At 64.3% G+C, this 22,656-nt stretch carries 24 protein-coding genes and 1 tRNA gene; 15 read left to right on the top strand and 10 right to left on the bottom strand.

From position 1 onward, the window contains the following. Positions 1-2 precede the first annotated feature (2 nt). The 3 genes from DZC73_RS19885 to DZC73_RS19875 all read right to left on the bottom strand — a co-directional run bounded on the left by DZC73_RS19885 (position 3) and on the right by DZC73_RS19875 (position 3,069). Positions 3-464, bottom strand: coding sequence for a MarR family winged helix-turn-helix transcriptional regulator (locus DZC73_RS19885; RefSeq protein WP_124542100.1), 462 nt, complete (start codon positions 462-464; stop codon positions 3-5). 45 nt (positions 465-509) lie between these two features. Next, positions 510-1,745 (bottom strand): type II toxin-antitoxin system HipA family toxin, encoded by a 1,236-nt coding sequence (locus DZC73_RS19880; RefSeq protein WP_124542099.1) that lies wholly within the window; start codon positions 1,743-1,745, stop codon positions 510-512. A 385-nt stretch (positions 1,746-2,130) separates the two neighbouring features. Beyond that, positions 2,131-3,069, bottom strand: a complete 939-nt coding sequence (locus tag DZC73_RS19875; RefSeq protein ID WP_124542098.1) for a LysR substrate-binding domain-containing protein — start codon at positions 3,067-3,069, stop codon at positions 2,131-2,133. Positions 3,070-3,195: 126 nt separating this feature from the next. Here DZC73_RS19875 and DZC73_RS19870 point away from each other — a divergent pair, with 126 nt between their 5' ends. The 6 genes from DZC73_RS19870 (at position 3,196) to DZC73_RS19845 (ending at position 10,961) form a co-directional block, all read left to right on the top strand. Next, positions 3,196-4,284, top strand: coding sequence for a tartrate dehydrogenase (locus tag DZC73_RS19870; RefSeq protein WP_124542097.1), 1,089 nt, complete (start codon positions 3,196-3,198; stop codon positions 4,282-4,284). 156 nt (positions 4,285-4,440) lie between these two features. Beyond that, complete coding sequence (locus tag DZC73_RS19865; RefSeq protein WP_124542096.1) at positions 4,441-5,793, top strand: dicarboxylate/amino acid:cation symporter; 1,353 nt, start codon at positions 4,441-4,443, stop codon at positions 5,791-5,793. A gap of 21 nt (positions 5,794-5,814) precedes the next feature. Beyond that, positions 5,815-7,098: a glycerate kinase type-2 family protein gene (locus DZC73_RS19860; protein WP_124542095.1), complete on the top strand. Its 1,284-nt coding sequence runs from the start codon at positions 5,815-5,817 to the stop codon at positions 7,096-7,098. Next, positions 7,098-8,516, top strand: coding sequence for a pyruvate kinase (gene pyk / locus DZC73_RS19855; protein WP_124542182.1), 1,419 nt, complete (start codon positions 7,098-7,100; stop codon positions 8,514-8,516). The genes DZC73_RS19860 and pyk overlap by 1 nt, the downstream gene beginning before the upstream one ends. A gap of 8 nt (positions 8,517-8,524) precedes the next feature. Then, a complete protein-coding gene (gene eno, locus DZC73_RS19850) occupies positions 8,525-9,808 on the top strand; it encodes a phosphopyruvate hydratase (protein WP_124542094.1) in 1,284 nt (427 codons plus the stop codon). Between the two features lie 166 nt (positions 9,809-9,974). Further along, positions 9,975-10,961, top strand: coding sequence for a Bug family tripartite tricarboxylate transporter substrate binding protein (locus tag DZC73_RS19845; protein ID WP_124542093.1), 987 nt, complete (start codon positions 9,975-9,977; stop codon positions 10,959-10,961). 290 nt (positions 10,962-11,251) lie between these two features. Here the strand turns inward: DZC73_RS19845 and DZC73_RS19840 are convergent, their stop codons facing one another. Next, positions 11,252-11,479 (bottom strand): hypothetical protein, encoded by a 228-nt coding sequence (locus tag DZC73_RS19840; RefSeq protein WP_124542092.1) that lies wholly within the window; start codon positions 11,477-11,479, stop codon positions 11,252-11,254. A gap of 425 nt (positions 11,480-11,904) precedes the next feature. Beyond that, positions 11,905-12,102, bottom strand: a complete 198-nt coding sequence (locus DZC73_RS19835; protein WP_235835214.1) for a helix-turn-helix domain-containing protein — start codon at positions 12,100-12,102, stop codon at positions 11,905-11,907. 134 nt (positions 12,103-12,236) lie between these two features. On the opposite strand from DZC73_RS19835, the gene DZC73_RS19830 reads away from it, so the two are divergent. Both DZC73_RS19830 and DZC73_RS19825 read left to right on the top strand, forming a co-directional pair. Next, positions 12,237-12,698 (top strand): hypothetical protein, encoded by a 462-nt coding sequence (locus tag DZC73_RS19830; RefSeq protein WP_124542090.1) that lies wholly within the window; start codon positions 12,237-12,239, stop codon positions 12,696-12,698. Positions 12,699-12,752: 54 nt separating this feature from the next. After that, positions 12,753-13,076 (top strand): helix-turn-helix transcriptional regulator, encoded by a 324-nt coding sequence (locus tag DZC73_RS19825; RefSeq protein WP_124542089.1) that lies wholly within the window; start codon positions 12,753-12,755, stop codon positions 13,074-13,076. Here the strand turns inward: DZC73_RS19825 and DZC73_RS19820 are convergent. From DZC73_RS19820 to DZC73_RS19805, 4 genes are all read right to left on the bottom strand, one after another. Then, complete coding sequence (locus DZC73_RS19820; RefSeq protein ID WP_124542088.1) at positions 13,070-13,399, bottom strand: hypothetical protein; 330 nt, start codon at positions 13,397-13,399, stop codon at positions 13,070-13,072. The genes DZC73_RS19825 and DZC73_RS19820 overlap by 7 nt on opposite strands. Before the next feature lie 410 nt (positions 13,400-13,809). After that, on the bottom strand, positions 13,810-14,049 hold the full coding sequence (locus DZC73_RS30700; protein WP_124542087.1) for a helix-turn-helix transcriptional regulator: 240 nt from the start codon (positions 14,047-14,049) through the stop codon (positions 13,810-13,812). A gap of 80 nt (positions 14,050-14,129) precedes the next feature. Further along, positions 14,130-14,843, bottom strand: a complete 714-nt coding sequence (locus DZC73_RS19810; protein WP_124542086.1) for a hypothetical protein — start codon at positions 14,841-14,843, stop codon at positions 14,130-14,132. Positions 14,844-14,956: 113 nt separating this feature from the next. Beyond that, positions 14,957-15,033, bottom strand: a tRNA-Ile gene (locus DZC73_RS19805). A gap of 107 nt (positions 15,034-15,140) precedes the next feature. On the opposite strand from DZC73_RS19805, the gene DZC73_RS19800 reads away from it, so the two are divergent. Continuing rightward, complete coding sequence (locus tag DZC73_RS19800; RefSeq protein WP_124542085.1) at positions 15,141-15,935, top strand: hypothetical protein; 795 nt, start codon at positions 15,141-15,143, stop codon at positions 15,933-15,935. A 13-nt stretch (positions 15,936-15,948) separates the two neighbouring features. On the opposite strand, the gene hrcA is transcribed toward DZC73_RS19800, so the two are convergent. Continuing rightward, positions 15,949-16,947 carry a heat-inducible transcriptional repressor HrcA gene (gene hrcA, locus DZC73_RS19795; RefSeq protein ID WP_124542181.1) on the bottom strand — a complete coding sequence of 333 codons (999 nt, stop codon included), beginning with the start codon at positions 16,945-16,947 and terminating at the stop codon, positions 15,949-15,951. Between the two features lie 69 nt (positions 16,948-17,016). Between hrcA and DZC73_RS19790 the strand changes: the two genes are divergently transcribed. The 6 genes from DZC73_RS19790 to DZC73_RS19765 all read left to right on the top strand — a co-directional run bounded on the left by DZC73_RS19790 (position 17,017) and on the right by DZC73_RS19765 (position 22,651). Then, positions 17,017-17,892: an NAD kinase gene (locus DZC73_RS19790; RefSeq protein WP_124542084.1), complete on the top strand. Its 876-nt coding sequence runs from the start codon at positions 17,017-17,019 to the stop codon at positions 17,890-17,892. After that, positions 17,892-19,568: a DNA repair protein RecN gene (gene recN / locus DZC73_RS19785; RefSeq protein ID WP_198414898.1), complete on the top strand. Its 1,677-nt coding sequence runs from the start codon at positions 17,892-17,894 to the stop codon at positions 19,566-19,568. The genes DZC73_RS19790 and recN overlap by 1 nt, the downstream gene beginning before the upstream one ends. Then, entirely contained in the window at positions 19,565-20,497 is a 933-nt protein-coding gene (gene rapZ / locus DZC73_RS19780) for an RNase adapter RapZ (protein ID WP_124542083.1), read from the top strand. The genes recN and rapZ overlap by 4 nt, the downstream gene beginning before the upstream one ends. Before the next feature lie 47 nt (positions 20,498-20,544). Further along, positions 20,545-21,165, top strand: coding sequence for an LON peptidase substrate-binding domain-containing protein (locus tag DZC73_RS19775; protein ID WP_124542082.1), 621 nt, complete (start codon positions 20,545-20,547; stop codon positions 21,163-21,165). 116 nt (positions 21,166-21,281) lie between these two features. After that, positions 21,282-21,956 carry a PEP-CTERM sorting domain-containing protein gene (locus DZC73_RS19770; protein ID WP_161974653.1) on the top strand — a complete coding sequence of 225 codons (675 nt, stop codon included), beginning with the start codon at positions 21,282-21,284 and terminating at the stop codon, positions 21,954-21,956. Positions 21,957-22,045: 89 nt separating this feature from the next. Beyond that, on the top strand, positions 22,046-22,651 hold the full coding sequence (locus DZC73_RS19765; protein ID WP_124542080.1) for a phage tail protein: 606 nt from the start codon (positions 22,046-22,048) through the stop codon (positions 22,649-22,651). The last annotated feature ends 5 nt before the right edge of the window (positions 22,652-22,656 follow it).

Raw genomic sequence — 22,656 nt, 5'->3', positions numbered from 1 at the left:
CATCACTGCGAGTCTTGCGTCGACGAAATCAAGGCATCGCGCAACTGGCTGACCGCCTTCTGCAGGTTTTTGAAGTCCTGCTGCCCGAGCCCGGTGGCCGCCACCAGGTTCCTGCCCCGGGCCTGATCGCGCAGCTGCCGACCCTGCTCGGTCAGGCTGACGACTACCTGCCGCTCGTCATTCGTGCTGCGCTGGCGGCGCAGGTAGCCCATCGCCTCCAGCTTCTTCAGGATGGGCGTGAGCGTGTTGGATTCCAGGAAGAGCTTTGCGCCGAGTTCGCTCACGATCTGGTGGTCCTGCTCCGACAGGCAGATCAGCGTGATGTACTGGGTGTAGGTCAGCCCCAGTTCGTCGAGGATGGGGCGGTAGGCCTTGCCGTAGGCGAGGTTGGCCGAGTAGACGGCGAAGCAGAGGAAGTCGGCCAGCTTCGAGTCAGTGGTTTTGGATGATGCTTTGGTAGCCATTTGCAGACCGGTCCATTCCAAGGATCTGATTATATCGAGCGCGATTCAAGCGTAGGCGTCACGCTGATCCTTGAGGAACGGACGGTCGATCTGCGCGGTCAGCGAGTCGATGTCCCGCTTTGTAACTCCACAGGCAGCGAAATGTTTCTGCCAGTTTGTGACGACATTGGTCACCGTGGCGATTTCGCGGAATGCAGCATCTCGGTCGAGCCCAAACACTTGGTGCATCGACATCGCGTTGTCCAACGTCGAGTCCGTATCGTCCTCGCCTACGCGGATCTGTTGGTACCCGAGGGCCTGGCCTGAGGGCAAAACGTCAAAGGCCGGCGACAAGCTAAACCGGTTCGAGTTACTCGCAATCAGCGCGTGGTTCTTTTCGTGATCGTCGGTGTTATCTATGAGGATATTGAAGACCATGCGGCGGAACAGTTCATGCATCTGGGTCACGGCCACTCCTCCTTCGACGACGCCGCGGCGCAGCAGGAGTTGTGCGAGTTGCGGGTAGCCAATCCCACCGCCAGTTGCCTTCAGAGCCACTTTGGCGCTCTGTACATGGACGCGGTGTGGACCCTGCCTGTCAAATCGCCTCACCGCAACAGCGTGCCCGTCACGCAAACGAACAACGCGCGTGGGCGCAACAACAATGTCAGCTTGCGCCGCCAGAGTCATGGTCGCATGCTCAACCAGAGGAGTATCGACGATATCGCCATCAGAAAATTTCACCAACCACTGCTCACCATCAATATCCACAAGTGCCTTCGGTCGGGCCCCTCCCATCGCAGCGCCCGTTGCAATCAGCCACCTCTGTGACTTGTCGATAGGATCGTCTGAAAGCACCTTTTCAATGAGCATGTAGATCTTTGCGATGTCACCGAGCCTTGGGATGGGGCTCGGTTGGCGCGGCAGATAGGTGGCTGGCGATGTTGATACCCCAAGCGCGCCGAACCGTTCGTCGCCCGCAAAATAGAGGTACTCGAGCAGCGATAGTCGAGACGGCCCATAGACAAGGCGAATGATGCGTTCGCCCCAGTGGTCGGGCCTGGCGTCATCCACTGCACCCGGCGCCGCGTCGCGCTCGTCAGGCAAAAATTCGCTATCGATAAGAGGCAGGTCCTCACTCAATGCGAAGCCATGCAATAGCCAGTGGTGGGTGTAGCGAAGCGACACGCCGCGTTTGGCCCGCTCAGTGTTAAGTTCACCGATGCAAACCGGCGACGATGACTGCCCGAGCCACCACAAATACAACCGGTCAATCAGTGGATAGGATAAAAGCCGGTTCATGGCGTCGCCTCTCCCATAGGCGTTACTTCGTCACGATACTGTGTGCTTCGCCCCCGCGCCATAGGCGCCACCATACCCTCCGCTCAACTAGCGACGTCAGACCATTCGTGGGGGTGGGACGGTCCTACCCCCACCTGCGCTGACTGCCTTCGTCCGAATTGAAGGACTGTGGATCGAACTCACGGTGCCAAGCCCCCTTCTCCCTGGCAAGCCCTATTCGTCGTGCTTTGTATTGGGTGAGACTTCGGGCATATCATGTCCATGACCTGGCGACCTCGCAGTCTCTCAGATCGATGTGAAGAGGCAATCAATAACTTAACTGGCGGCTATCGGCCACGAGCTGACAGCCGATCGAATGCCGCAAAGCAGACCTCCAAGCGACCTGCTACGCCGCTTGCCCTCCGCGCTGATGAAGCGACAAGGCCACGAAGTCCACGAAGGCGCGTACACGTGCCGCCAACTGATGCCGCTGCGGATAGACGGCATGAATGTCGGCGTCCGGCGTGTGGAATTGAGGCAGCAAGTGCACCAGCCTGCCATTCTTCAGATGGCGCTCGATGTCCCACTCCGCGCGCATCAGGATGCCGTGGCCGTCCAGCGCCCAGTTGACTGCGATCTCGCCGTCATTCGTCGTTAGGTTGCCTCGCGTCTTGACTGCTTCAGTTGCTGCGTTCTTGCCCCTGCCGCTTGTCAGTCGCCACACGCCATAGGCTTCTTCGCCCTGCCGGATGCCGATGCAGTTGTGCTTGGTCAAGTCGTTGGGAACCTTTGGTGTACCGTGCTTGGCAAGATAGGCCGGTGACGCACACAGCAGTCGCCTATTCGGTGCAATGTACTTCGCGATGACGCGGGCGTCCGGTGGCATGCCAAAACGGATGCAGACGTCGAAGGAGTCATCAGTCAGCGGTGGTGGATTCACGGATAGCTGCAACTGCACTTCCACCTGCGGGTACTTGCGCACGAAGCGCGAGATCAGTGGCGCCACGTGGCTGCGCCCGAAACCAAGTGTGGCATTCACGCGGAGCAGGCCTTTCGGCGTCGCCTTGGACACGCCCAGCAACTGCTCCAAGTCGTCGATCTCGCCGAGGATGCGACGCGCATGCTCCAGGTAGAGCTCCCCTTCGGGCGTCAGGCTCATGCGTCGCGTCGTCCTGTTCACCAGCAACAGGCCCACCCGTGACTCCATCAAAGCCAGGTGCTTGCTGACGGCGGGCGTGGTGATCCCGAGTTCCCGCGCAGCGGCCCCAAGGCTGCCAGCGCTGGCCAGCACCGAGAAGAACCCCAGGTCCGCGGGCTGAATGCCGCTGTTGGTGCCGCTGGTCATGGAGCTTCCTCTGGTGCAGATTGTTAATTTCAGGTGAACAATGGATTCACTTTAGCCGTGAGCGCAGGGGTCGTCCACTTCTTACAGTCACGTCACCCCCAAAACCCATTCCCACGGAGACAAGTCATGAAGACCTATTCGATCGCCACCATTCCCGGTGACGGCATCGGCAAGGAAGTCGTCCCTGCCGGCCAGCAGGTGCTGGAAGCACTTGCGAAGACCAGCAGCACCTTCCGCTTCGAATTCGAGAACTTCGATTGGGGTGGCGACTACTACCGTCAACACGGTGTGATGATGCCGGCCGACGGCCTGGATGCCATTCGCAACAAGGACGCGATCCTGTTCGGCTCGGCCGGCGACCCACACATTCCGGATCACATCACGCTGTGGGGCCTGCGCCTGAAGATCTGCCAGGGCTTCGACCAGTACGCCAACGTGCGCCCCACGCGCATCCTGTCCGGCATCGACGCGCCACTGAAGCGCTGCAAGCCCGAGGATCTGAACTGGGTCATCGTGCGCGAGAACTCCGAAGGCGAGTATTCCGGCGTCGGCGGCCGCGTGCACCAGGGCCACCCGATCGAGGCGGCCACCGACGTGTCGATGATGACCCGCGCCGGTGTCGAGCGCATCATGCGCTTCGCCTTCAAGCTGGCCCAGTCGCGTCCCCGCAAGCTGCTGACCGTGATCACCAAGAGCAACGCCCAGCGCCACGCGATGGTGATGTGGGACGAGATCGCGCTGCAGATCAGCAAGGAGTTCCCGGACGTCACCTGGGACAAGGAATTGGTCGACGCCTCGACCGCCCGCATGATCAACAAGCCGCAGACGCTGGATACCATCGTCGCGACCAACCTCCATGCCGACATCCTGTCCGACCTGGCCGCCGCGCTCGCCGGCAGCCTGGGCATCGCGCCCACCGGCAACATCGATCCCGAGCACCGCTATCCGTCGATGTTCGAGCCCATCCACGGTTCTGCCTTCGACATCATGGGCAAGGGCTTGGCTAACCCGGTGGGCACCTTTTGGTCAGTGGTGATGCTGCTGGAACACTTGGGCGAGTTCGATGCGGCCAAGCAAGTTATGAGCGCGATCGAGCAGGTCACCGCGAACCCGAAGCTGCACACCGGCGACCTCGGCGGCAAGGCCACCACCGTGCAAGTCACGCAAGCCGTTTGTGAGCTGCTGACGGCAGGCGCGCAGCGCAAGGCCGCCTGACCCTCACCTAGAGGACCTGCGCCCGGCCGGCCAAGGGGGCCCGTCTGGCTCATCGTCCAAGTCCCGTTCCGGCGCGCCACGCGCCAACCCGAAAGCAGCCACCAAGCGCTGCCGGGTGGGCACGCCTACGCACTCACAACTCCCAGGAGACAAGACATGCGTCGCTTCTTCGGCAAGCTCTACGTTCAGGTGCTCATCGGCGTATTCGCCGGTGTGGCGCTGGGCTTCTTCTACCCCAGCCTCGGCGTGGACGTGAAGCCGCTCGGCGACGTGTTCATCAAGCTGATCAAGATGGTGTTTGCACCGATCATCTTCGCGATGGTCGTGCTCGGCATCGCGAAGATGGAGAGCATGAAGGAGCTCGGCCGCGTCGGCGCCCGGGCTTTGATCTATTTCGAGGTGCTCTCCACGTTCGCGCTCGGACTCGGCCTGCTGGCCGTGAACCTCGTCGGTCCCGGCGTCGGCATGAACGTCGATCCGGCGACGCTGGACACCAAAGCAATCGCGACGTACACGGCGGCCTCGGCCAAGCCGGTGGGTTTCGTCGACTTTCTAATCAACATGGTGCCGACCAGCATTGTCGATGCGCTGGCCAAGAACGACATCCTGCAGATCCTCGTCTTCGCCATCCTGTTCGGCGTGGCGCTGTCGCATATCGGGCCAAGGGCCAAGCCGGTCATCGCGGTGCTCGACTCGTTCATCGACGGCATCTTCGCCGTCGTCGGCATGATCATGCGGCTGGCCCCGGTCGCCGCTTTCGGCGCGATGTCGTTCACCGTCGGCAAGTACGGCCTCGGTTCCATCGTGTCACTCGGCAAGCTGATGGGCACGATGTACGTCACCTGCTTCCTGTTCGTAGCGGTGGTGCTGGGCTTCATTTCGTGGCTGTCGGGCTTCAGCCTTTGGAAGTTCCTGAAGTACATCAAGGACGAGATCTTCACCGTGCTCGGCACCAGCTCCTCGGAGTCGGTCGTGCCGCAGTTGATGAAGAAGCTGGAGTTCGCGGGTGTGTCCAAGCCGGTCGTCGGGCTGGTGGTGCCCTCGGGCGTAACCTTCAATCCCGACGGCCAGTGCATCTACTACACGATGGCCGCTATCTTCATCGCGCAGGCCACCAACACGCCACTGAGCTTCATGGACCAGCTGGTGATCCTGGGCGTGCTGACCATCACGTCCAAGGGTTCGGCTGGCGTCACCGGATCGGGCTTCATCACGCTTGCCGCCACGCTAGCTTCGATGGGCAAGATTCCGGTGGCAGGTATGGTGCTGCTGCTGGGCGTGGACCGCTTCATGTCTGAGGCCCGCGCCATCACCAACACGATCGGCAATGCGGTAGGCACCGTGGCCATTGCGCGCTGGGTTGGTTCCGTCGACCGGGTGCGCCTGGCCCAAGTGCTCGACGGCAAGGTGGACCCCGAAGACCTGCACACGCTGTACGAAGTGCCTGCCAACGATACGGTGAACCCGAGCAAGGTGCAGCCGATCACTGCCGCTCGCGTTGCGGTCTGACGCCTCGAGAGGACCATCGTCATGCCACACGATCACCGCCAGTTGCTTCGCGACATGTTCGATGCGGCGGTGGCCGCCGCGCAGCCCAAGCTGTGCGTGCCCCGCCACCTGCCCGGCGCTCCAAAGGGCCGACTGGTGGTGATCGGCGCCGGCAAGGCCTCGGCAGCGATGGCCCGCGCTGTCGAGGACCACTGGCAGGGACCCTTGTCGGGTCTGGTCGTCACTCGGTACGGCTACTCGGTGCCTTGCAAGCGCATCGAGATCGTCGAGGCGGCGCACCCCGTTCCTGATGCAGCCGGCGAAGCCGCTGCCCGGCACCTGCTCCAGTTCGTCAAGGGCCTCTCGGCCGATGACCTGGTGCTGTGCCTGATCTCGGGGGGCGGTTCGTCGCTGCTGCCACTGGCACTGCCTGGGCTCACCTTGGCCGACAAGCAGGCGTTGAACCGCGCTCTACTTGCCAGCGGAGCCAGCATCAGCGAGATGAATTGTGTGCGCCGCCACCTGTCTGCCATCAAGGGCGGTCGACTGGCTGCGGCGTGCGCGCCTGCCCGAGTCGTGAACCTGCTGCTGTCCGACGTGCCAGGCGACGATCCCATCGACATCGCCTCCGGCCCGACGGTCCCCGATCCGACGACCTGCGCCGATGCAATGAACATCCTGCGTCGCTACGAGATCGACGTGCCGCCGCGTGCGCGGGAGCTTCTGGAGAGCGGCGAAGGCGAGACCCTGAAGCCCGGTGACCCACGTCTGCCGTTAGTCGAGACCCGCTTCATCGCCACGCCGCAGATGGCGCTCGAAGCCTCGGCCCAAGTAGTACGGGCAGCCGGCCTGACGCCCTACATCCTGGGCGACGCGATCGAAGGCGAAGCGCGTGACGTCGCGAAGACGATGGCCGGCATCGCGCTGCAGGTGGCGCGGCGAGGCCAGCCCATGGCAGCGCCTTGCGTGCTGCTGAGTGGCGGCGAGACCACGGTCACGGTGCGCGGCCGGGGACGCGGTGGCCGCAACGTCGAGTTCCTGCTGTCGCTGGGTATCTCCCTCAATGGCGAGCCCGGCATCCACGCATTGGCCGGCGACACCGACGGAGTGGATGGCCAGGAGGAAATCGCGGGCGCCGTGTTGACGCCGGACACGCTCTCACGCGCCTGGGCGCTCGGCATCAAGCCTCGCGAGCGCCTCGACGACAACGATGGGCACGGCTTCTTCGAGGCGCTGGGCGACTCGATCGTCACCGGTCCGACGCTGACCAACGTGAACGACTTCAGGGCCATCGTGATCGATGCCCGCCACACCGGAGACCAATGATGCAACGCCCCTGTAACGCCAAGATCGTCGCCACGCTCGGCCCTGCGAGCGCCGACCGCGCCACCATCGAGTCGCTGGTTCGCGCCGGCGCGGACGTGTTCCGCCTGAACTTCAGCCACGGCACCCATACCGACCATCAGCAGCGCCTCGACCTGATCCGCTCGATCGAAGCTGACATCGGCCGGCCGATCGGCGTGCTGCTTGACCTGCAGGGGCCGAAGCTGCGGGTCGGCACGTTTGCGGGCGGCCCCGTGAAGCTGATCGAAGGTTCGGCGTTCCGACTCGACCTGGACCGTGAGAAGCCAGGTGATGCGGCCCGGGCGTCCCTGCCTCACCCGGAGATTTTTGCCGCCCTCAAACCGGGCGCAGAACTGCTGCTTGACGACGGCCGGCTGCGGTTGAAGGTATCGGAATGCGGCGAGGACTTTGCGGAGACCACCGTCGTCAATGGCGGCGTGCTGTCCGACCGCAAGGGCGTGAACGTTCCAGGCGTCGTGTTGCCCCTCTCAGCCATGACGGCGAAGGACCGAGCCGACCTGGACTTCGGCCTCACGCTGGGGATCGACTGGATCGCGCTGTCGTTCGTGCAACGTGCCGCCGACATCGTCGAGGCCCAGGCGATCATCCAGGGGCGCGCCGGCATCATCGCCAAGCTGGAAAAGCCGGCCGCCATCGAGTGCCTGGACGAGATTCTGGCCGTGACCGACGCGGTGATGGTCGCGCGCGGCGATCTTGGCGTCGAGATGCCCGCCGAACAGGTACCCGCGATCCAGAAGCGAATCGTTCGCGCCTGCCGCAAGCTTGGCAAGCCGGTCATCGTGGCCACGCAGATGCTGGAATCGATGGTGAGTGCGCCTGTGCCCACCCGCGCCGAAGCGTCTGACGTGGCCACGGCGATCTATGACGGCGCCGATGCGGTGATGCTGTCGGCCGAGTCGGCCTCGGGCAAGTTCCCGATCGAGGCAGTGGCGATGATGGATCGCATCATCGCCCAGACCGAGGCCGATCCGCACTACCGCGACGCCATCGACGCGTCTCACACCCAGCCCTCGGCCAACACGCCGGACGCCATCGGCTGGGCGGCGCGCTCTGTAGCCGGCTTGCTCGACGTGGCCGCGATGGTGGCCTACACCAGCTCGGGTTCATCGGCACTGCGAATGGCGCGCGAGCGACCCAGGGCGCCCATCATCGGCATGACACCCCGGCGCGAGACCGCGCGTCGGCTTGCGCTGGTCTGGGGCGTCAACCCGGTTGTCTGCAACGACGTCACGGGCGTCGACGACATGACCACGCGCGCTGTCGCGACGTCCAGGCAGCTGAATTTCGCGCAGCCGGGGCAGACCATCGTCATCGCCGCCGGCGTGCCTTTCGGAACCCCCGGTTCCACCAATCTCCTGCACATCGCGCAAATCGACTGAGAACCACCATGGCAACGATCCAACAGGTGCGCGGCTTCGAGATCCTCGATTCGCGCGGTAACCCCACCGTCGCGGCGGAAGTGGTGCTGTCCGATGGCGCCAGCGGCTTTGCTGCCTCGCCGTCCGGTGCATCCACCGGCTCGCGCGAAGCCCTCGAACTGCGCGACGGCGACCCCCGCCGCTACCTCGGTAAAGGCGTCAGCAAGGCCGTCGGCCATGTCAACGGTGAACTGGCCCAGCTACTCATCGGCGGATCGGCCCACGACCAAGCCGCGCTCGACGGGTTGATGATCGGCCTGGATGGGACGCAGACCAAGGCGCGCCTGGGTGCCAACGCCATCCTGGCGGTGTCGCTGGCACTGGCCAAGGCGGCCGCCGCGTCGTCGAGACAGCCCTTGTATCGCCACTTGGCCCTGGGTGCGGAGCCTCGGCTGCCGCTGCCGATGATGAACATCATCAACGGAGGCGCCCACGCCGACAACAACGTCGACATGCAGGAGTTCATGATCCTGCCGGTGGGTGCATCGCGCTTCTCCGAAGCGATGCGCTGGGGTGTGGAGGTGTTCCACGCCTTGAAGGCTTTGCTGAAGAGCCGTCACCTATCAACGGCGGTGGGTGACGAAGGAGGGTTCGCGCCCGACCTGCCGTCCAACGAAGCGGCCATCGAGGTCATCCTCGCTGCCATCGAGAAGGCCGGATTCAAGCCAGGCAGCGACATCGCTCTGGGCCTGGATGTCGCCAGCTCGGAGTTCCACAAGAACGGGCACTACGAACTCGCCTCGGAAGGCAAGCGCTTCGATTCGGCCCAGTTCGTCGATTACCTGAGCCGATGGGTGGAGGCCTACCCGATCGTGACGATCGAGGACGGCATGGCCGAGGGCGACTGGGCTGGCTGGGAACTGCTCACTGCCCGGCTAGGCAGCCGCGTGCAGTTGGTCGGCGACGATCTGTTCGTCACCAATACCGAGATTCTCCAGCACGGCATCTCGCGCCGGGCAGCGAACGGCATCCTGATCAAACCGAACCAGATCGGCACGCTGACCGAGACCCTGGCCGCCATCACGATGGCGGAAGCCGCCGGGTTCGCGTCTGTGGTCTCACATCGGTCCGGCGAGACCGAAGACACGACCATCGCCGACCTCAGCGTCTGCACGGCCGCCACGCAGATCAAGACCGGTTCGCTCTGCCGTTCCGACCGCATGGCCAAGTACAACCGCCTGCTACTGATTGAAGCGGAACTGGGCTCTGCGGCCCGGTTCGCCGGAAGGTCTGCCCTCAGGGCGTTGAGGTAGTTCCATAGCCCGTTCCACCAAAGCATGCAACGGGCCCCGCCTCTCGGAATATTGAATTTCAGTTAATGCCGGATTCACTTTCGCGGTGAATCGAAACCCCTCTCGACTTCTAGAGTTCCTGCACTCGGGCTCACCAAAGCGCACGTAGACCCGACAGGAGACAAGCATGCACATCACCTTCCACCTCACACGGCGTGGCGCGATCCAGGTCCTGGCACTGGCTGCTGGAGTAGCCAACGGCACGGCCATGGCGCAGGCCTGGCCGGCCAAGCCGATCAGCCTGATCGTGCCATTCCCGGCGGGCGGCACTACCGACGTGTTGGCCCGCGCGCTCGCCGAGAAGCTGACCTTGAGCCTCGGCCAGACCGTGATCGTCGAAAGCAAGCCGGGCGCCGGTGCGACTCTCGGCGCGGACTACGTGGCCAAGTCGAAGCCGGACGGCTACACCCTGCTAGTCGGTGCGGTGCACCACACCATCGCCTCCAGCGTCTACAAGAAGCTGGCCTACGACTTCCAGAAGGAACTGGCGCCGATCACAGAGATCGCCCTGGTGCCCAACGTGCTGGTCATCAACGCCAGCAATCCGGCAAAGACCGTGGCGGAACTGGTCACGCAACTCAAGGCCAAGCCCGGTGCCTACACCTTCGGCTCAAATGGCAACGGCACCGCCCAGCATCTGATCGGAACCCAATTCGAGAACCTTACCGGCACCGATTTGGTCCACGTTCCGTACAAAGGTAGTGGCCCGTTGGCGACCGACCTGTTGGGTGGGCAGATCACGATGTCGTTCGATACCGTGACGCCGGTGCTGCAGCACATCAAGGCGGGCAAGCTGCGCGCATTGGCGGTGACCACCGCCAAGCGCTCGTCGGCATTGCCCGACGTGCCAACGCTGGACGAGGCCGGGCTCAAGGGCTTCAACATCGGAACCTGGTTCGGCGTGCTGGCGCCTGCCGCCACGCCCAAGGACATCCTCACCCGCCTAAACACCGAGATAGTAAAAGTCATCCAGTCGGCTGACTTCCGAAAGCGCATGGGCGAGATTGGTGCCGAGCCTATCGGTAACAGCGCCGACCAGATGGCTGCGCAAATTAGGAGCGAGACCGATAAGTTTGCCAAGCTGGTCAAGGACGCCAAGGTCGTCATCGACTGACGCCGAGCAACCGGCCGCTCCCTGGCGCTGTGCACGAAGGATGCATACAAATCATCGAAGACTGGAGTGCTCCTCCCTGTTGCAGCCTGGCGGGCCAATGCTCCGATCAGCGTCAGCTTCCGCACTGAAGCAAAGTCAGCAGTGGGTCGATCGCGCAAGTTCGGGCGAACGACAAGCGGTCATACGAAGAGGGCTTAGGGCGGCGTGCCGGGCCATCCGACCGCAGTGCTTCGCAACGCCGACGTTCGTGCCAATTGCGGGCGGCCCGACCAGTGACTGCTTGATGTCAGTCAGCGTGAGTTCGGCCTTCGCGCCCAACCGACCGAGAACACTGCAGAGCTGTCGCCGAGGGCGAACGGCGGAAAGACCGCAGCGAATCGATATCCGCAGGTCTCGTTGCTGAGCTGACCGTTCACATCGACCGATATCAGCAGCGTTGGCAGGCCGCTCCTGACCGGTGGCCGTCCGTCCATCGCCATGGCCTCAGCGTTCACGACGCCAAAGCGGATCATGGGCATCCGAAGGATTCGGGCCTAGCGAGACGCTACGGCGGGAACCCCGCGGGTCACGCGTGCAAGCGACCTCCTTCTCATCTGCACGACGGCAAAGGGGTGGTAGCAGCGGACATCGCGGCAACCACGATTTAGGACGAATTAGCCAAATCGACTAATTATTCGATCTGACTAAATTCCCCTAAACGCAGCCGACTGCCGGCGCGCCGACTTTGAGCTGCCTGACGCCAGCTGCGTTCCTGAGGGAGATTCAGTCGACCGCCGGCATGGCAAGGACGGGACAATCTCAACCCATTTCCTACGGCAGTGGAGTGAAGTTCAGGAAGTGCTGCCTCCAGTAGAAATCGCTGCAGAGCAATCAATCGCTGCATCGTTCCAACGATCACAGTAGGTTCGTAGCAGCCGCCCATGTCGCAGATCCTGCGACGGCTTCACGAACCTCGCCCGACCATCGGCTGTGGCATCAGCAGTTCGTGAACCTGAACGTCTAATGCAACGGCCAACTTCTCCAGGTTGTCTAGCGCAATGTTTCGCGCCTGGCGCTCAACATGAGCGACGAAGGTTCTGTGGAGTCCCGCCTCAAGCGCCAAGAAATCCTGCGACCAGCCCCTTGCTCGCCGCAAGACCACGACATTCGTCGCCAGAAGCGCTCGCGCGCTGTCTTTTGGCTTATGTCGGGCGGTATTCACCCACCAGAGTGTCAAATGGTGCCGCTTTTAAGTCAGCCGTGTTTGAGTCACAATTTTTCTTTGCAGGAAAACCGATGTTCGTGACACACACACCCTTCAAGCACCGCATGCAGTTGGACGATCGCAGCACCCTGTGGACGTCGATGGAAGTCGCTCTGCACTGGTCCTGGTACCTCGCCACTGTGCAAGATCCGCACGAACCCGTGCAACGGACGTTCGCGCTCGGCACCAATGATGACCTGCTTCTCTTTGCAGAGCAGGAGCCGCTCGGCCCACTGATTGCACTGCAGCTGATGGTCGCCTCACGACCTGGGTCCAATTGGCAATTGATTCCAATAGCAACTGTGGCGCGTCTGACCGAAGCAGACAACTCCCGCCCGCTCGCGGTGGTGACGTCGGACGACGGAACGCACTATGGCGGCGTGCCGGTTGGACGAATCTACCCTAGGACCGAGGAGTTGACACCGTTGATCCGCCTCAATGTGCCCGCACCGTGCGGCGTTCGCTCTCGCGCTTCGCGGCGGGCCGGCCGGTAGACCACATCCAAAGACCACCTCCACGATTCATGGTCACCTGGCAGCGCAGTCCCTATGAACGATGTCGACAGTGCTGCTTTGCGCCGGTTCGATGAACTTCCCGCGTCCGCAAACGTGCGGCTGCCGGTGGTGGCGACACTCTTCTCCATTTCTCGGGCAACAGTTTGGCGCTGGTGTCGGAAAGGGCACTTGCCTCAGCCCACCCACATCCAAGGCGTGACGTTCTGGAACGTCGGCGCGCTGCGCTTGTGTTTGCTGAGCCAAACCAAGGTGACCCTGCCCGTCGCCGGCATGGCCCAGCCGGCACCTCCCGCTGACGATTCATCGCAGGAAGCTTCAGAAGTTCGCAACGGAATCCATGGAACGCAAGGTCAATGACCTGAAGGATGACGGGACACCGCGCCCCACCACCCCGGCCGCTCTTCCCCCTTTGCAATGCGCTGGCAGGTGCCCCTGACACACGCGGCGGCATCCGCTCGCGATAGCGCCTCCCGAGCGCACCGGACCCACAATGTCAGGACGGCACTTGTGGCCGAATCGCAGCCCTCGGCAGCTGCAGCTGCTTGCAACTCATCCAGAAAAGACTCGGCGGCCAGCACCTTGCCGTGCAGCTCCGCCAGATTGAACACTGTCGATAAAACTGGCGCAACCGGAGACTGGCTGGGCGACTTCGGCGGTTGCTCGATGTGGCTGTTGCTCATCTGACCAAACAAGCTCTCGTCCGTCAGTCCGCCATGCTCGGCGCAGGGCGGTTCTGACACTGGTACAGAGGCATCACTGACCGCTGATCTGCCTTTGCGTTCTTCAGGCGCTACACGTACGGGCAGCCGACGCAAGTTGACATGATTCCGAGTAGCTGCCTCTATGGCCGCTTCAACTCTAGCCTCATCGACCTCCCAGTCAAACTCATCGTCCCGGTCCGGCTCAGGTAGCGGGGTACGTGGCCCAGCTTGTCCTGTTTCGACACACCGCCAGTAGCCACGCGGCGGAGTCGGAACCTTCTGTTGGTCGCAAAGCCGATGCAGGCTCGCCGGCGACGTGCCCATGGCTCGCGCGACCTGGCAGATCGGCACCTGCCAGATCCAGGAATACAGTTGGTGGCGCGTGGGCTTCATCGCATGCCTCCTCGACCGTCTGCTGGGTCACGTTGATCGATCCACGCGTAGACATCGGCAGCACGCCATACCGCAATGCGGCCGCACAGCCTGAAGCCAGATGGAAATCGTCCATCACGAAGCCACCGGCGAAAGGTTGCGCGCGAGACGGGGATCAGTTGAAGGACTTGACGCTCGCGCAGCAAAGCGTTTGAGGGCCACTTTGCCTCTTCGTCATGAGTCTTGCTGATGCGCATGGAGACTGCATAGTGATCTTTTTAAGCCGAATCGAATAGATCCGATATTGTCTTGTCAAGCGAAGAATAGCGACTCCGTTTCACTTCGCACGCGGCTTTGGTGGACGGCCCTTCGGAAGGTTCTCAGGCCAAAGGATGGTCACCATTGCCGCAATGAGCTTCTCCGACATGCGGCCTGTTGAGCGGAGGAAGCCAGCAACGTCGGGTGCAGTCGTACGGTCCCCCGGCACGTAGCTTCCCCCTTCTGCGACCGTCGCATACAACGCGCTTGCGGCAACCAAATCCTGCATGTGCGAGGTACGGTGTCTTACCGGCCAGGCCGAAGGGGTGGATGTTTGTCCCACTTGCTGCCCTGCTGGCCTTGGCTGCACCCGGGAGCCTCCTACATAGCGCGCAAACTCCGTCACCGTCGTGACGCTCGAGACGAGATCACGGTCATCAATCTCGACACACCGCAGACGCCCACAACGTATGTGGTCGGCAAGGAAGACAAACTGAACGGTGAAAGTCGCCAAGGGACCATCGGATCCCAAGTCGCCGAATTGTTCCAAGAACCGCGCACGCACCTTGGGATCCAGTCGATTGAGATTCAATGCATCGGGATCAAGATGATGGTGCAACGCCAGTGCCTCATAGGCTCGAAGTTCAGTCACACCCTGCCAGCGGCACCATGTCGATTCATCGGCGTAGAGTCGATTCAATACAACCGACCAATCCACTGAGCGGCTGTCCCAGCGACCGCGCAGCATCTCGATACCGCTGCGAATGGGAGAAACAGAAGAAGGTTGCGACATGACGGCCTCGTCGAGCCGTCATCGGCGGCAGCAACGGCAACGTAGTGGCAACGAGATAAGGCCCATCGCCAAAGTGTGTGCGCAGTTGCTTGCGCCCTAGGCGGCATGTTCATTGGTAGGCCGTGCTGGACTTGAACCAGCGACCAAAGGATTATGAGTCCTCTGCTCTAACCAACTGAGCTAACGGCCCGCGCCGGGCATTGTATGAGCGAGGCCTGGACCAGCCAGGCAGGCCCCAACCCAGGGAGGCGCACCGCTTGGGCAAAATCGCGTCCACATCCGTCACGACCGCGACCCATGGGCACCAACATCGCACAAGGCCTGCTGTGGCTTGCCTTCATCGTTGGCTTTGTATGGCCGGCCACCATCGTGGCCGCTTTCCTCGCCACGAAGAAGGCACCCACCCGCGTCAAGTTCGGCGTGCGCCTGGCCTCGGCCTTCGCTGTTCCCGCGGCTCTTGCAGCAATCTTCCTTGCGGCCTCCTATCACCCGTGGAAGCACGGCGAGCCGGCGACTTTCCTCGCAAATTCTGAAATCGAGGAATACGGGCAAACGTGTGAGCCGCGGCGAATACAGGATCCGCCGCCTGCAGCCTCAGCGAACGACAAAGACGTGGTCGTGGCCGTCACATTCAAGCCCGGATGGCCAGGGCCGACAAAGAACCGGGCCTACTGGGTCACGGATTTCCTTGGCCACTGCATCCTGGAAACCAGCAAGATGGGAGTGTGCCCAGTGCAGAGGATCAGCGCCCTCGAGTACCAGCCCGCCGACACCGCGCCAGGCGTCGCCCACCCGACACCCTGGGCTCGGCTCTCCAAAGACCAACGCAGTGACTATGTGGCGACGACCGAAGCGGCCTACGAAGTGCAGCTATCCGGCCTGACGCCCGCGATGATGAAGGCGCACCCCCGGCTGCCGTACTACCTGGAATGGGGCCTCATCCGCGTCGTTCGCCGCAGCGATCAAACGGTTGTCGCAGAGCGCGAGATCGAGTTCCTCAAGGGCCGGACGGGCGACAGCAGCTGCCCGCAGGATTCCCATGACATCTCTGCGATCTTCGCAAAAATTCTAGGGACCGCAGCGACCCAGTGACCGGGGTTTGCCGCTACTTCTGCGACAGCGCGTTCGACACCAGCCGCGAGGTAATGTCCACGATCTGGATCATGCGGTCGTACGCCATGCGGGTCGGCCCGATCACGCCCAGCGTGCCCACGACCTGTCCGTCCACCTCGTAAGGCGCGGACACGACCGACAGCTCCTCGAAGGGAACGACCATGCTCTCGCCGCCGATGTAGATGCGCACGCCCTCGGCCTGGCTGCTCACGTCCAGCAGGCGCATGAGCTGGGTCTTGTGCTCGAAGAGGTCAAAGAGCTTGCGCAGAGAGCCCATGTCGCTGGAGAAGTCCTGCACCGTCAGCAGGTTGCGCTCGCCGGCGATGACCACCTGCTCCTGGTCGGCGATGGCCTCGGTGCCGGCCTCCACCGCCGCCTGCATCAGCGCGGCGATCTCGCCGCGAAGCTGCTCCACCTCGCTCTTGAGCCGCTCGCGCACTTCCTCCATCGTGAGGCCGGCATAGTGCTGCGTGAGGAAGTTGCTGGCCTCGATGAGCTGCGCCTGGGTGACGTCTTGGGCGGTGAAGATGACGCGGTTCTGCACGTCGCCGTCCGGCGCGACGAGGATGACCAGCACGCGCCGCTCGCCCAGCCGCAGGAATTCGATGTGCCTGAACAGGCTGGGCTTGCGCGGCGTGGTCACCACGCCCACGAAATTGGACAGGCTGGACAGCACCTGCGCCGCGTTGGCGATGACCCGCTGCGGCTGGTCGGCCTGGATCTGCGGCCCGTCCCACTGCCGAGGCTGGGCGGTGAGCATGGTGTCCACGAAGAGGCGATAGCCGCGCGCCGTCGGGATGCGCCCGGCGCTGGTGTGCGGGCTGGCGATGAGGCCCAGCTCTTCCAGGTCGGCCATCACGTTGCGGATGGTGGCGGGCGACAGGTCCAGGCCCGAGGCCTTGGACAAGGTGCGCGAGCCCACGGGCTGGCCGTCCGCGATGTAGCGTTCGACCAGGGTCTTCAGCAGGGTTTTGGCACGCTCGTCCAGCATGGTTTTCATTGTAGGTGAGGCCCATTTTCACGGGCGTTTTTGACGAGGCCCTGTGGTGTAATCCCGCGCATGAGCCGTCGCTTTCGTCACGCCGCACTCGTAGGCAAGTACCACGCACAAGGTATTCGAGGGGTTCTCGACGAGATCGCCCGCTTCCTGATCGCCCAGGGGCTGGAGGTCTCGCTGGAGCGCGAGACCGCGCTGAACACCGGCCTCGCCGATTACGGTTCGATGACACCGGCCGAACTCGGCCAGAACTGCGACATCGCCATCGTGGTGGGCGGCGACGGCACCATGCTGGGCATCGCCCGCCAGCTCGCCCGCTTCAACATCCCGCTGGTCGGTATCAACCAGGGCCGGCTGGGTTTCATCACCGACGTGCCCATCGGCCAGTTCGCCGAAGCGCTGGCGCCCATGATCGCCGGCGACTTCGAGGAAGAACGCCGCAGCATGCTCGAAGGCGGCGTCTGGCGCGACGGCGACATGATCTTCGAGGGCCTGGCAATGAACGACGTGGTGGTCAGCCGCGGCGCCACCGCCAGCATGGTGGAGCTGAAGGTGGACATCGGCGACGAGTTCGTCGCCAACATCCGCGCCGACGGCCTCATCGTGGGCTCGCCCACCGGCTCGACCGCCTACGCACTGTCCGCGGGCGGGCCCATCCTCCATCCGGGCATCGGCGGCTGGGTGCTCGTGCCCATCGCGCCGCACGACCTGTCCAACCGAACCATCGTCCTGCCCGACTCGCGCGAGATCACCATCGAGATCGTGGCGGGCCGCGACGCCAGCGTGAACTTCGACATGCAAGCCTTGGCCAGCCTTCTCCACGGCGACCGCATCACGGTGCGCCGCTCTGCACACCAGGTGCGCTTCCTCCATCCGCTGGGCTGGAGCTACTACGCCACCTTGCGGCGCAAGCTGCACTGGAACGCGGGGGTGGCCTGATGCTTCGCCGACTCGCGCTGCGTGACTTCGTCATCGTGACCTCGATGGAGGTCGAACTCGACGGTGGCTTCTCGGTGCTCACCGGCGAGACCGGCGCGGGCAAGTCCATCCTCATCGACGCGGTGCAGCTCGCGCTGGGCAGCCGAGGCGATGCGGGCGTGGTGCGCGAAGGCGCGGCACGGGCCGAGATCACCGCGGAATTCGACTCACCGGCCACGCTGGCCTCCTGGCTGGAAGAAGCCGGCTTCGAGTCCGCCGACACCCTGCTGCTTCGCCGCACCATCGACGCGCAGGGCAAGTCGCGCGCCTGGGTGAACGGCAGTGCGGCCACCATCGCCCAGCTTCGCGAAGCGGCGGACCACCTCGTGGACATCCACGGCCAGCACGCCTGGCAAAGCCTCACGCGGGGCGTGTCGGTGCGCGGGCTGCTCGATGCCTACGCCGGCATCGACACCGCGCCGCTGGCGGCGTCTTTCTCTGCGTGGAAGGCTGCTTCCGACGCGCTGGACAAGGCCCGCACCCAGCAGGCCGACCTGTCGCGCGAACGCGAGCGCCTGGCCTGGCAGATCGGCGAAGTCGACAAGCTCGCGCCCGGCGATGACGAATGGGACGAGCTCAATGCCGAGCACCAGAAGCTGGCCAACGCCCAGGCGCTGATCGATGCCGCGCGCCATTCGCTGGATGCGGTGAACGATGCCGACGAGAACGCCGAATCGCTGACCGGCCGAGCCATCGATTCGCTGCAGGAGGTGTCGTCCTTCGACCCGCAGCTGGCCGCCGTCGTCGAGGTGTTGCAAGGCGCGCAGGCACAGCTGCAGGACGCGGCGCACACGCTGTCGAGCTACCTGAACCACACCGACGTCGAGCCCGAGCGCCTGCAGGAGGTGGACGAGCGCATGTCCGCGTGGATGAGCCTGGCGCGCCGCTATCGCCGTCCGCCCTCCGACCTGGCCGCGCTGCTGGCCGAATGGAAGCGCGAGCTGTCGGCACTGGATGCCGCGGCCGATCTCGACGCGCTCGAAGCCGCGGTGCGCAACACCCAGGCGGCATTCGATGCACAGGCGAAGAAGGTGTCCGCCGCCCGCAGGCAGGCCGCGCCCAGGCTCGCCGCTTCCGTCACGCAAGCCATGCAGCAGCTGGGCATGGCCGGCGGCCGCTTCGAGGTGGCCTTGCAGGCCCAGGAAGCGCCGCAGTCCTTCGGCCTGGAGTCCGCGGACTTCCTCGTGGCCGGCCACGAAGGCAGCACGCCGCGTCCGCTGGCCAAGGTGGCCTCGGGCGGTGAACTCTCGCGCATCGCGCTGGCCATTGCCGTCACCACCAGCCAGCTCGGCGAGGCCGGCACGCTGATCTTCGACGAGATCGACGCCGGCGTCGGCGGCGCGGTGGCCGAGACCGTGGGCCGCCTGATGAAGCAACTGGGCCGCGACCGCCAGGTCATGGCCGTCACCCACCTGCCGCAAGTGGCCGCCTGCGCGGACCATCATTTTGTGGTCTCCAAGGCCGCCCGAGAAGGCAGCACCCGCAGCGACATCAGCGGCGTGAGCGGCGAAGCCCGCGTGGCCGAGATCGCCCGCATGCTGGGCGGCGAGCGCCTGTCGGGCACCAGCCTGGCCCACGCGCAGGAGATGCTCGCGGTGGGTGCGGAGTCTGCAGGTCGCGGGCGGAAGCGGTCATGAGCCTCTCCGGAGACGACGACGGCCCCATCACCCAACCCGGCGCGGATGGGCTGACCACGCCCTACGAGGTCGTGCTCGTCACCGGCATCTCCGGCTCGGGCAAATCCGTGGCGCTGCATGCGCTGGAAGACGCCGGCTTCTTCTGCGTGGACAACCTGCCACCCGAACTGCTGCGCGAGTTCCTGCGCATCGAAGGCCAGCGTTCCGAGCGCCGCGTGGCCATCGCCGTCGATTCGCGCAGCGCCAGTTCGCTGCCGCAACTGCTGCCGCTGCTGGAGCAGCTTCAAGGCGAAGGCGTGCTCATCCGCTCGGTGTTCCTCGATTCGAGCAGCGACACGCTGGTGCGCCGCTTCTCCGAGACGCGCCGCCTGCATCCGCTGTCGCACGATGGCGGCACCAGCAGCGACCGCCATCGCGCGCTGGTCGATGCCATCGAGCTGGAGCGCGAGCTGCTGGCCGAGCTGCGCGAGGTGTCCACCATCATCGACACCAGCCAGCTGCGTCCCGCGCAGCTGCGCCACTGGATCCACAACCTCGTGAATGCACCGGGCAACCGCTTCACGCTGGTGTTCGAATCCTTCGCCTTCAAGCACGGCGTGCCGCTGGACGCCGACTACGTGTTCGACGTGCGCGTGCTGCCCAATCCGTACTACATCCGGGAGCTGCGCCCGCTGACCGGGCGCGACGGCCCGGTGGCCAGCTACCTGCAGGCCCAGCCCGAAGTGGGCGAGATGCTCACGCAGATCGAGGCCTTCATCTCGCGCTGGCTGCCGGCCTTCGAGGCCGACCAGCGCAGCTACCTCACCGTGGCCATCGGCTGCACCGGCGGGCAGCACCGCTCGGTGTATTTCGTGGAAATGCTGTCGCGCTGGTTCGAGTCGCGCGCAGTCACCCTGGTGCGGCATCGCGAGCTCGATGCCCGAGGCTGACCACGTCGGCCACACAACAACTACGTTGGCGATACCGTCCTCCTGCGATGCCTTCTTCCGACACTTTCGACCTGCCCCTCTTCCCGCTGCAGACCGTGCTGTTCCCGGGCGGCCTGCTGTCGCTGAAGGTCTTCGAGGCGCGCTACCTGGACCTCGTGGGCACCTGCCTGCGCGAGAGCCGGCCCTTCGGCGTGGTGTCCATCAAGCAAGGCAGCGAGGTGCGCCGCAAGGCCGACGACCCCACCGTGTTCGAGACCATCGGCGTGATGGCCGAGCTCATCGACGTGGACAGCAAGCAGCCCAACATCCTGATGGTGCGCTGCAAGGGCACGCAGCGTTTCGAGGCCAAACGCTGTTCGCAGCAAGGCGACGGACTGTGGGTGGCGCAAGCCGAAATTCTCGAGGACGACGACGTGGTGGCGCCGGCAGAGGCCATGCACGAGACGGTGCGCGGCCTGGCCAATGCCATTGCCACGATGAAGAGCAAAGGCTCGGAGCCCTTCTTGCAACCCTACGCCTTCGACAACGCCGGCTGGGTCGCCAACCGCTGGTGCGAGATCCTGCCCATCTCCATCGCCGCGAAGCAAAAGCTGATGGAGCTGGACGATCCGCACATCCGCCTGCAGCTGGTGAACGACTTCCTGCGCAGTAAGGGCGTGGTCAGTTGAGTGACCGATCGGTGAAAACCTCGCCCCCGATTCCGGGGTGTCCCCATCCCTAGAACCGAACTAGACGCAACCGGTAACGACTCCTAACCTGCGCTTCTCACATGGAGGCCAGCGACATGAGGGGTATCCAGGCAATCACCGCCGTGGCAGCGCTTTGCACTGCGTTCAGTGCACAGGCCGCACTCACCGGCTACAACACCAAGGGCGCGTTCGATGTGGCCATCTCCGGCCTCACCGGCGTGCAGACCGTGGACTTCGACAGCGTGGCGTCGGGCACGTCCTTCGCCAGCGGCACAGGCACCGGCGGCCTCACCTTCACCTACGCCATCCCGGGCTACACCGCGCAGGTGTCCAGCACCTTCGGTACCACTTCGGGCACCAACTACCTCGGGCTGGACAACCCCGACACCGCCTTCTACCTGGGCGACAGCATCACCATCGACTTCGGTCGCGTGGTGAATGCCGCGGGGCTGTATCTCGTCACCGGCAACGATGCGCAGGCGGGTGACCTCAAGCTCTCGGTGGCCGGCGGCTCGGTGTTCAACAGCGCCACGCCGGACATCACGCTCAGCGACGGCAAGGCCTTCTACCTGGGCCTGGTCGAGAGCGATCCCGGCCTGGGCTTTTCCAGCGCAACGATCTATGGCGTGCCCTCGGGCGGCGCCTTCCTCGCCTTCAGCGCGGACGACATCACCAGCGCCGCCGTGAGCGCCGTGCCCGAGCCCGAGACTTATGCGCTCATGCTGGCGGGCCTCGGTGCGCTGGCATGGCGGCGCTCGCGCAAGCGCTGAGCATCGCGCATCCACGCCGCGTCTTCGTCTTCATCGAACAGCAGCGCAGGCCGGGTGGCCCGGGCGTTGCGCCAACCAGGAGGAGTTCCATGTCTCACGCCTTGATTCGCACCGCCTGCGCGACACTGGCCGCGCTCTCGCTCACCAGCCTGCCCACCACTGCATCGGCCCAGGCCGAGCCGCTGCTCGGGCAGATCATGTGCGGCGCCTTCAACTTCGCGCCGCGCGGCTGGGCCCGGCTCGATGGACAACTGATGTCCATCGCCACCAACACCGCGCTGTTCTCGCTGCTGGGCACGAACTACGGCGGCGACGGCCGCACGACCTTCGCGCTGCCCGACATGCGCGGCCGCGTGCTGATGCACGATGGCGCCGGCCCTGGCCTGACGCCGCGCACCATCGGTGAAATGGGCGGCACGGAAACCGTGACGCTCAACAACGGCCAGTTGCCGGCCCACACGCACACCGTGACACCGCAAGGCAGCCCGTCGGATGCAACGCTGGTGTCGCCCGCCGGCGGCGTGCCGGCCACCAAGGCCCGCACCACGCTCTACGCGCCGGGTCCGGGCACGGTGCCGATGTCGCCGGTGCTGACCTCGCCGGCCGGCTCGAACGCGCCGGTGCCGATCATGCAGCCGACGCTGACCATCAACTGCTTCATCGCGGTGGAAGGCATCTTCCCCTCGCGGAGCTGAGGGCC

Origin of the sequence: Rhizobacter terrae (assembly GCF_003852895.1) — a bacterium.
In the GTDB taxonomy this organism is placed as follows: domain Bacteria; phylum Pseudomonadota; class Gammaproteobacteria; order Burkholderiales; family Burkholderiaceae_C; genus Albitalea; species Albitalea terrae.
Note: the sequence above shows the minus strand (reverse complement) of the source record. Positions and strands in the feature narration are given on the sequence as shown.

Bases quoted from the DNA above. Each gene is read 5' to 3' on its own strand.
- DZC73_RS19885 (WP_124542100.1), bottom strand. From the start codon at position 464: ATGGCTACCAAAGCATCATCCAAAACCACTGACTCGAAGCTGGCCGAC.
- DZC73_RS19880 (WP_124542099.1), bottom strand. From the start codon at position 1,745: ATGAACCGGCTTTTATCCTATCCACTGATTGACCGGTTGTATTTGTGG.
- DZC73_RS19875 (WP_124542098.1), bottom strand. From the start codon at position 3,069: ATGACCAGCGGCACCAACAGCGGCATTCAGCCCGCGGACCTGGGGTTC.
- DZC73_RS19870 (WP_124542097.1), top strand. From the start codon at position 3,196: ATGAAGACCTATTCGATCGCCACCATTCCCGGTGACGGCATCGGCAAG.
- DZC73_RS19865 (WP_124542096.1), top strand. From the start codon at position 4,441: ATGCGTCGCTTCTTCGGCAAGCTCTACGTTCAGGTGCTCATCGGCGTA.
- DZC73_RS19860 (WP_124542095.1), top strand. From the start codon at position 5,815: ATGCCACACGATCACCGCCAGTTGCTTCGCGACATGTTCGATGCGGCG.
- pyk (WP_124542182.1), top strand. From the start codon at position 7,098: ATGCAACGCCCCTGTAACGCCAAGATCGTCGCCACGCTCGGCCCTGCG.
- eno (WP_124542094.1), top strand. From the start codon at position 8,525: ATGGCAACGATCCAACAGGTGCGCGGCTTCGAGATCCTCGATTCGCGC.
- DZC73_RS19845 (WP_124542093.1), top strand. From the start codon at position 9,975: ATGCACATCACCTTCCACCTCACACGGCGTGGCGCGATCCAGGTCCTG.
- DZC73_RS19840 (WP_124542092.1), bottom strand. From the start codon at position 11,479: ATGCCCATGATCCGCTTTGGCGTCGTGAACGCTGAGGCCATGGCGATG.
- DZC73_RS19830 (WP_124542090.1), top strand. From the start codon at position 12,237: ATGTTCGTGACACACACACCCTTCAAGCACCGCATGCAGTTGGACGAT.
- DZC73_RS19825 (WP_124542089.1), top strand. From the start codon at position 12,753: ATGAACGATGTCGACAGTGCTGCTTTGCGCCGGTTCGATGAACTTCCC.
- DZC73_RS19820 (WP_124542088.1), bottom strand. From the start codon at position 13,399: ATGAGCAACAGCCACATCGAGCAACCGCCGAAGTCGCCCAGCCAGTCT.
- DZC73_RS30700 (WP_124542087.1), bottom strand. From the start codon at position 14,049: ATGCGCATCAGCAAGACTCATGACGAAGAGGCAAAGTGGCCCTCAAAC.
- DZC73_RS19810 (WP_124542086.1), bottom strand. From the start codon at position 14,843: ATGTCGCAACCTTCTTCTGTTTCTCCCATTCGCAGCGGTATCGAGATG.
- DZC73_RS19800 (WP_124542085.1), top strand. From the start codon at position 15,141: ATGGGCACCAACATCGCACAAGGCCTGCTGTGGCTTGCCTTCATCGTT.
- hrcA (WP_124542181.1), bottom strand. From the start codon at position 16,947: ATGCTGGACGAGCGTGCCAAAACCCTGCTGAAGACCCTGGTCGAACGC.
- DZC73_RS19790 (WP_124542084.1), top strand. From the start codon at position 17,017: ATGAGCCGTCGCTTTCGTCACGCCGCACTCGTAGGCAAGTACCACGCA.
- recN (WP_198414898.1), top strand. From the start codon at position 17,892: ATGCTTCGCCGACTCGCGCTGCGTGACTTCGTCATCGTGACCTCGATG.
- rapZ (WP_124542083.1), top strand. From the start codon at position 19,565: ATGAGCCTCTCCGGAGACGACGACGGCCCCATCACCCAACCCGGCGCG.
- DZC73_RS19775 (WP_124542082.1), top strand. From the start codon at position 20,545: ATGCCTTCTTCCGACACTTTCGACCTGCCCCTCTTCCCGCTGCAGACC.
- DZC73_RS19770 (WP_161974653.1), top strand. From the start codon at position 21,282: ATGAGGGGTATCCAGGCAATCACCGCCGTGGCAGCGCTTTGCACTGCG.
- DZC73_RS19765 (WP_124542080.1), top strand. From the start codon at position 22,046: ATGTCTCACGCCTTGATTCGCACCGCCTGCGCGACACTGGCCGCGCTC.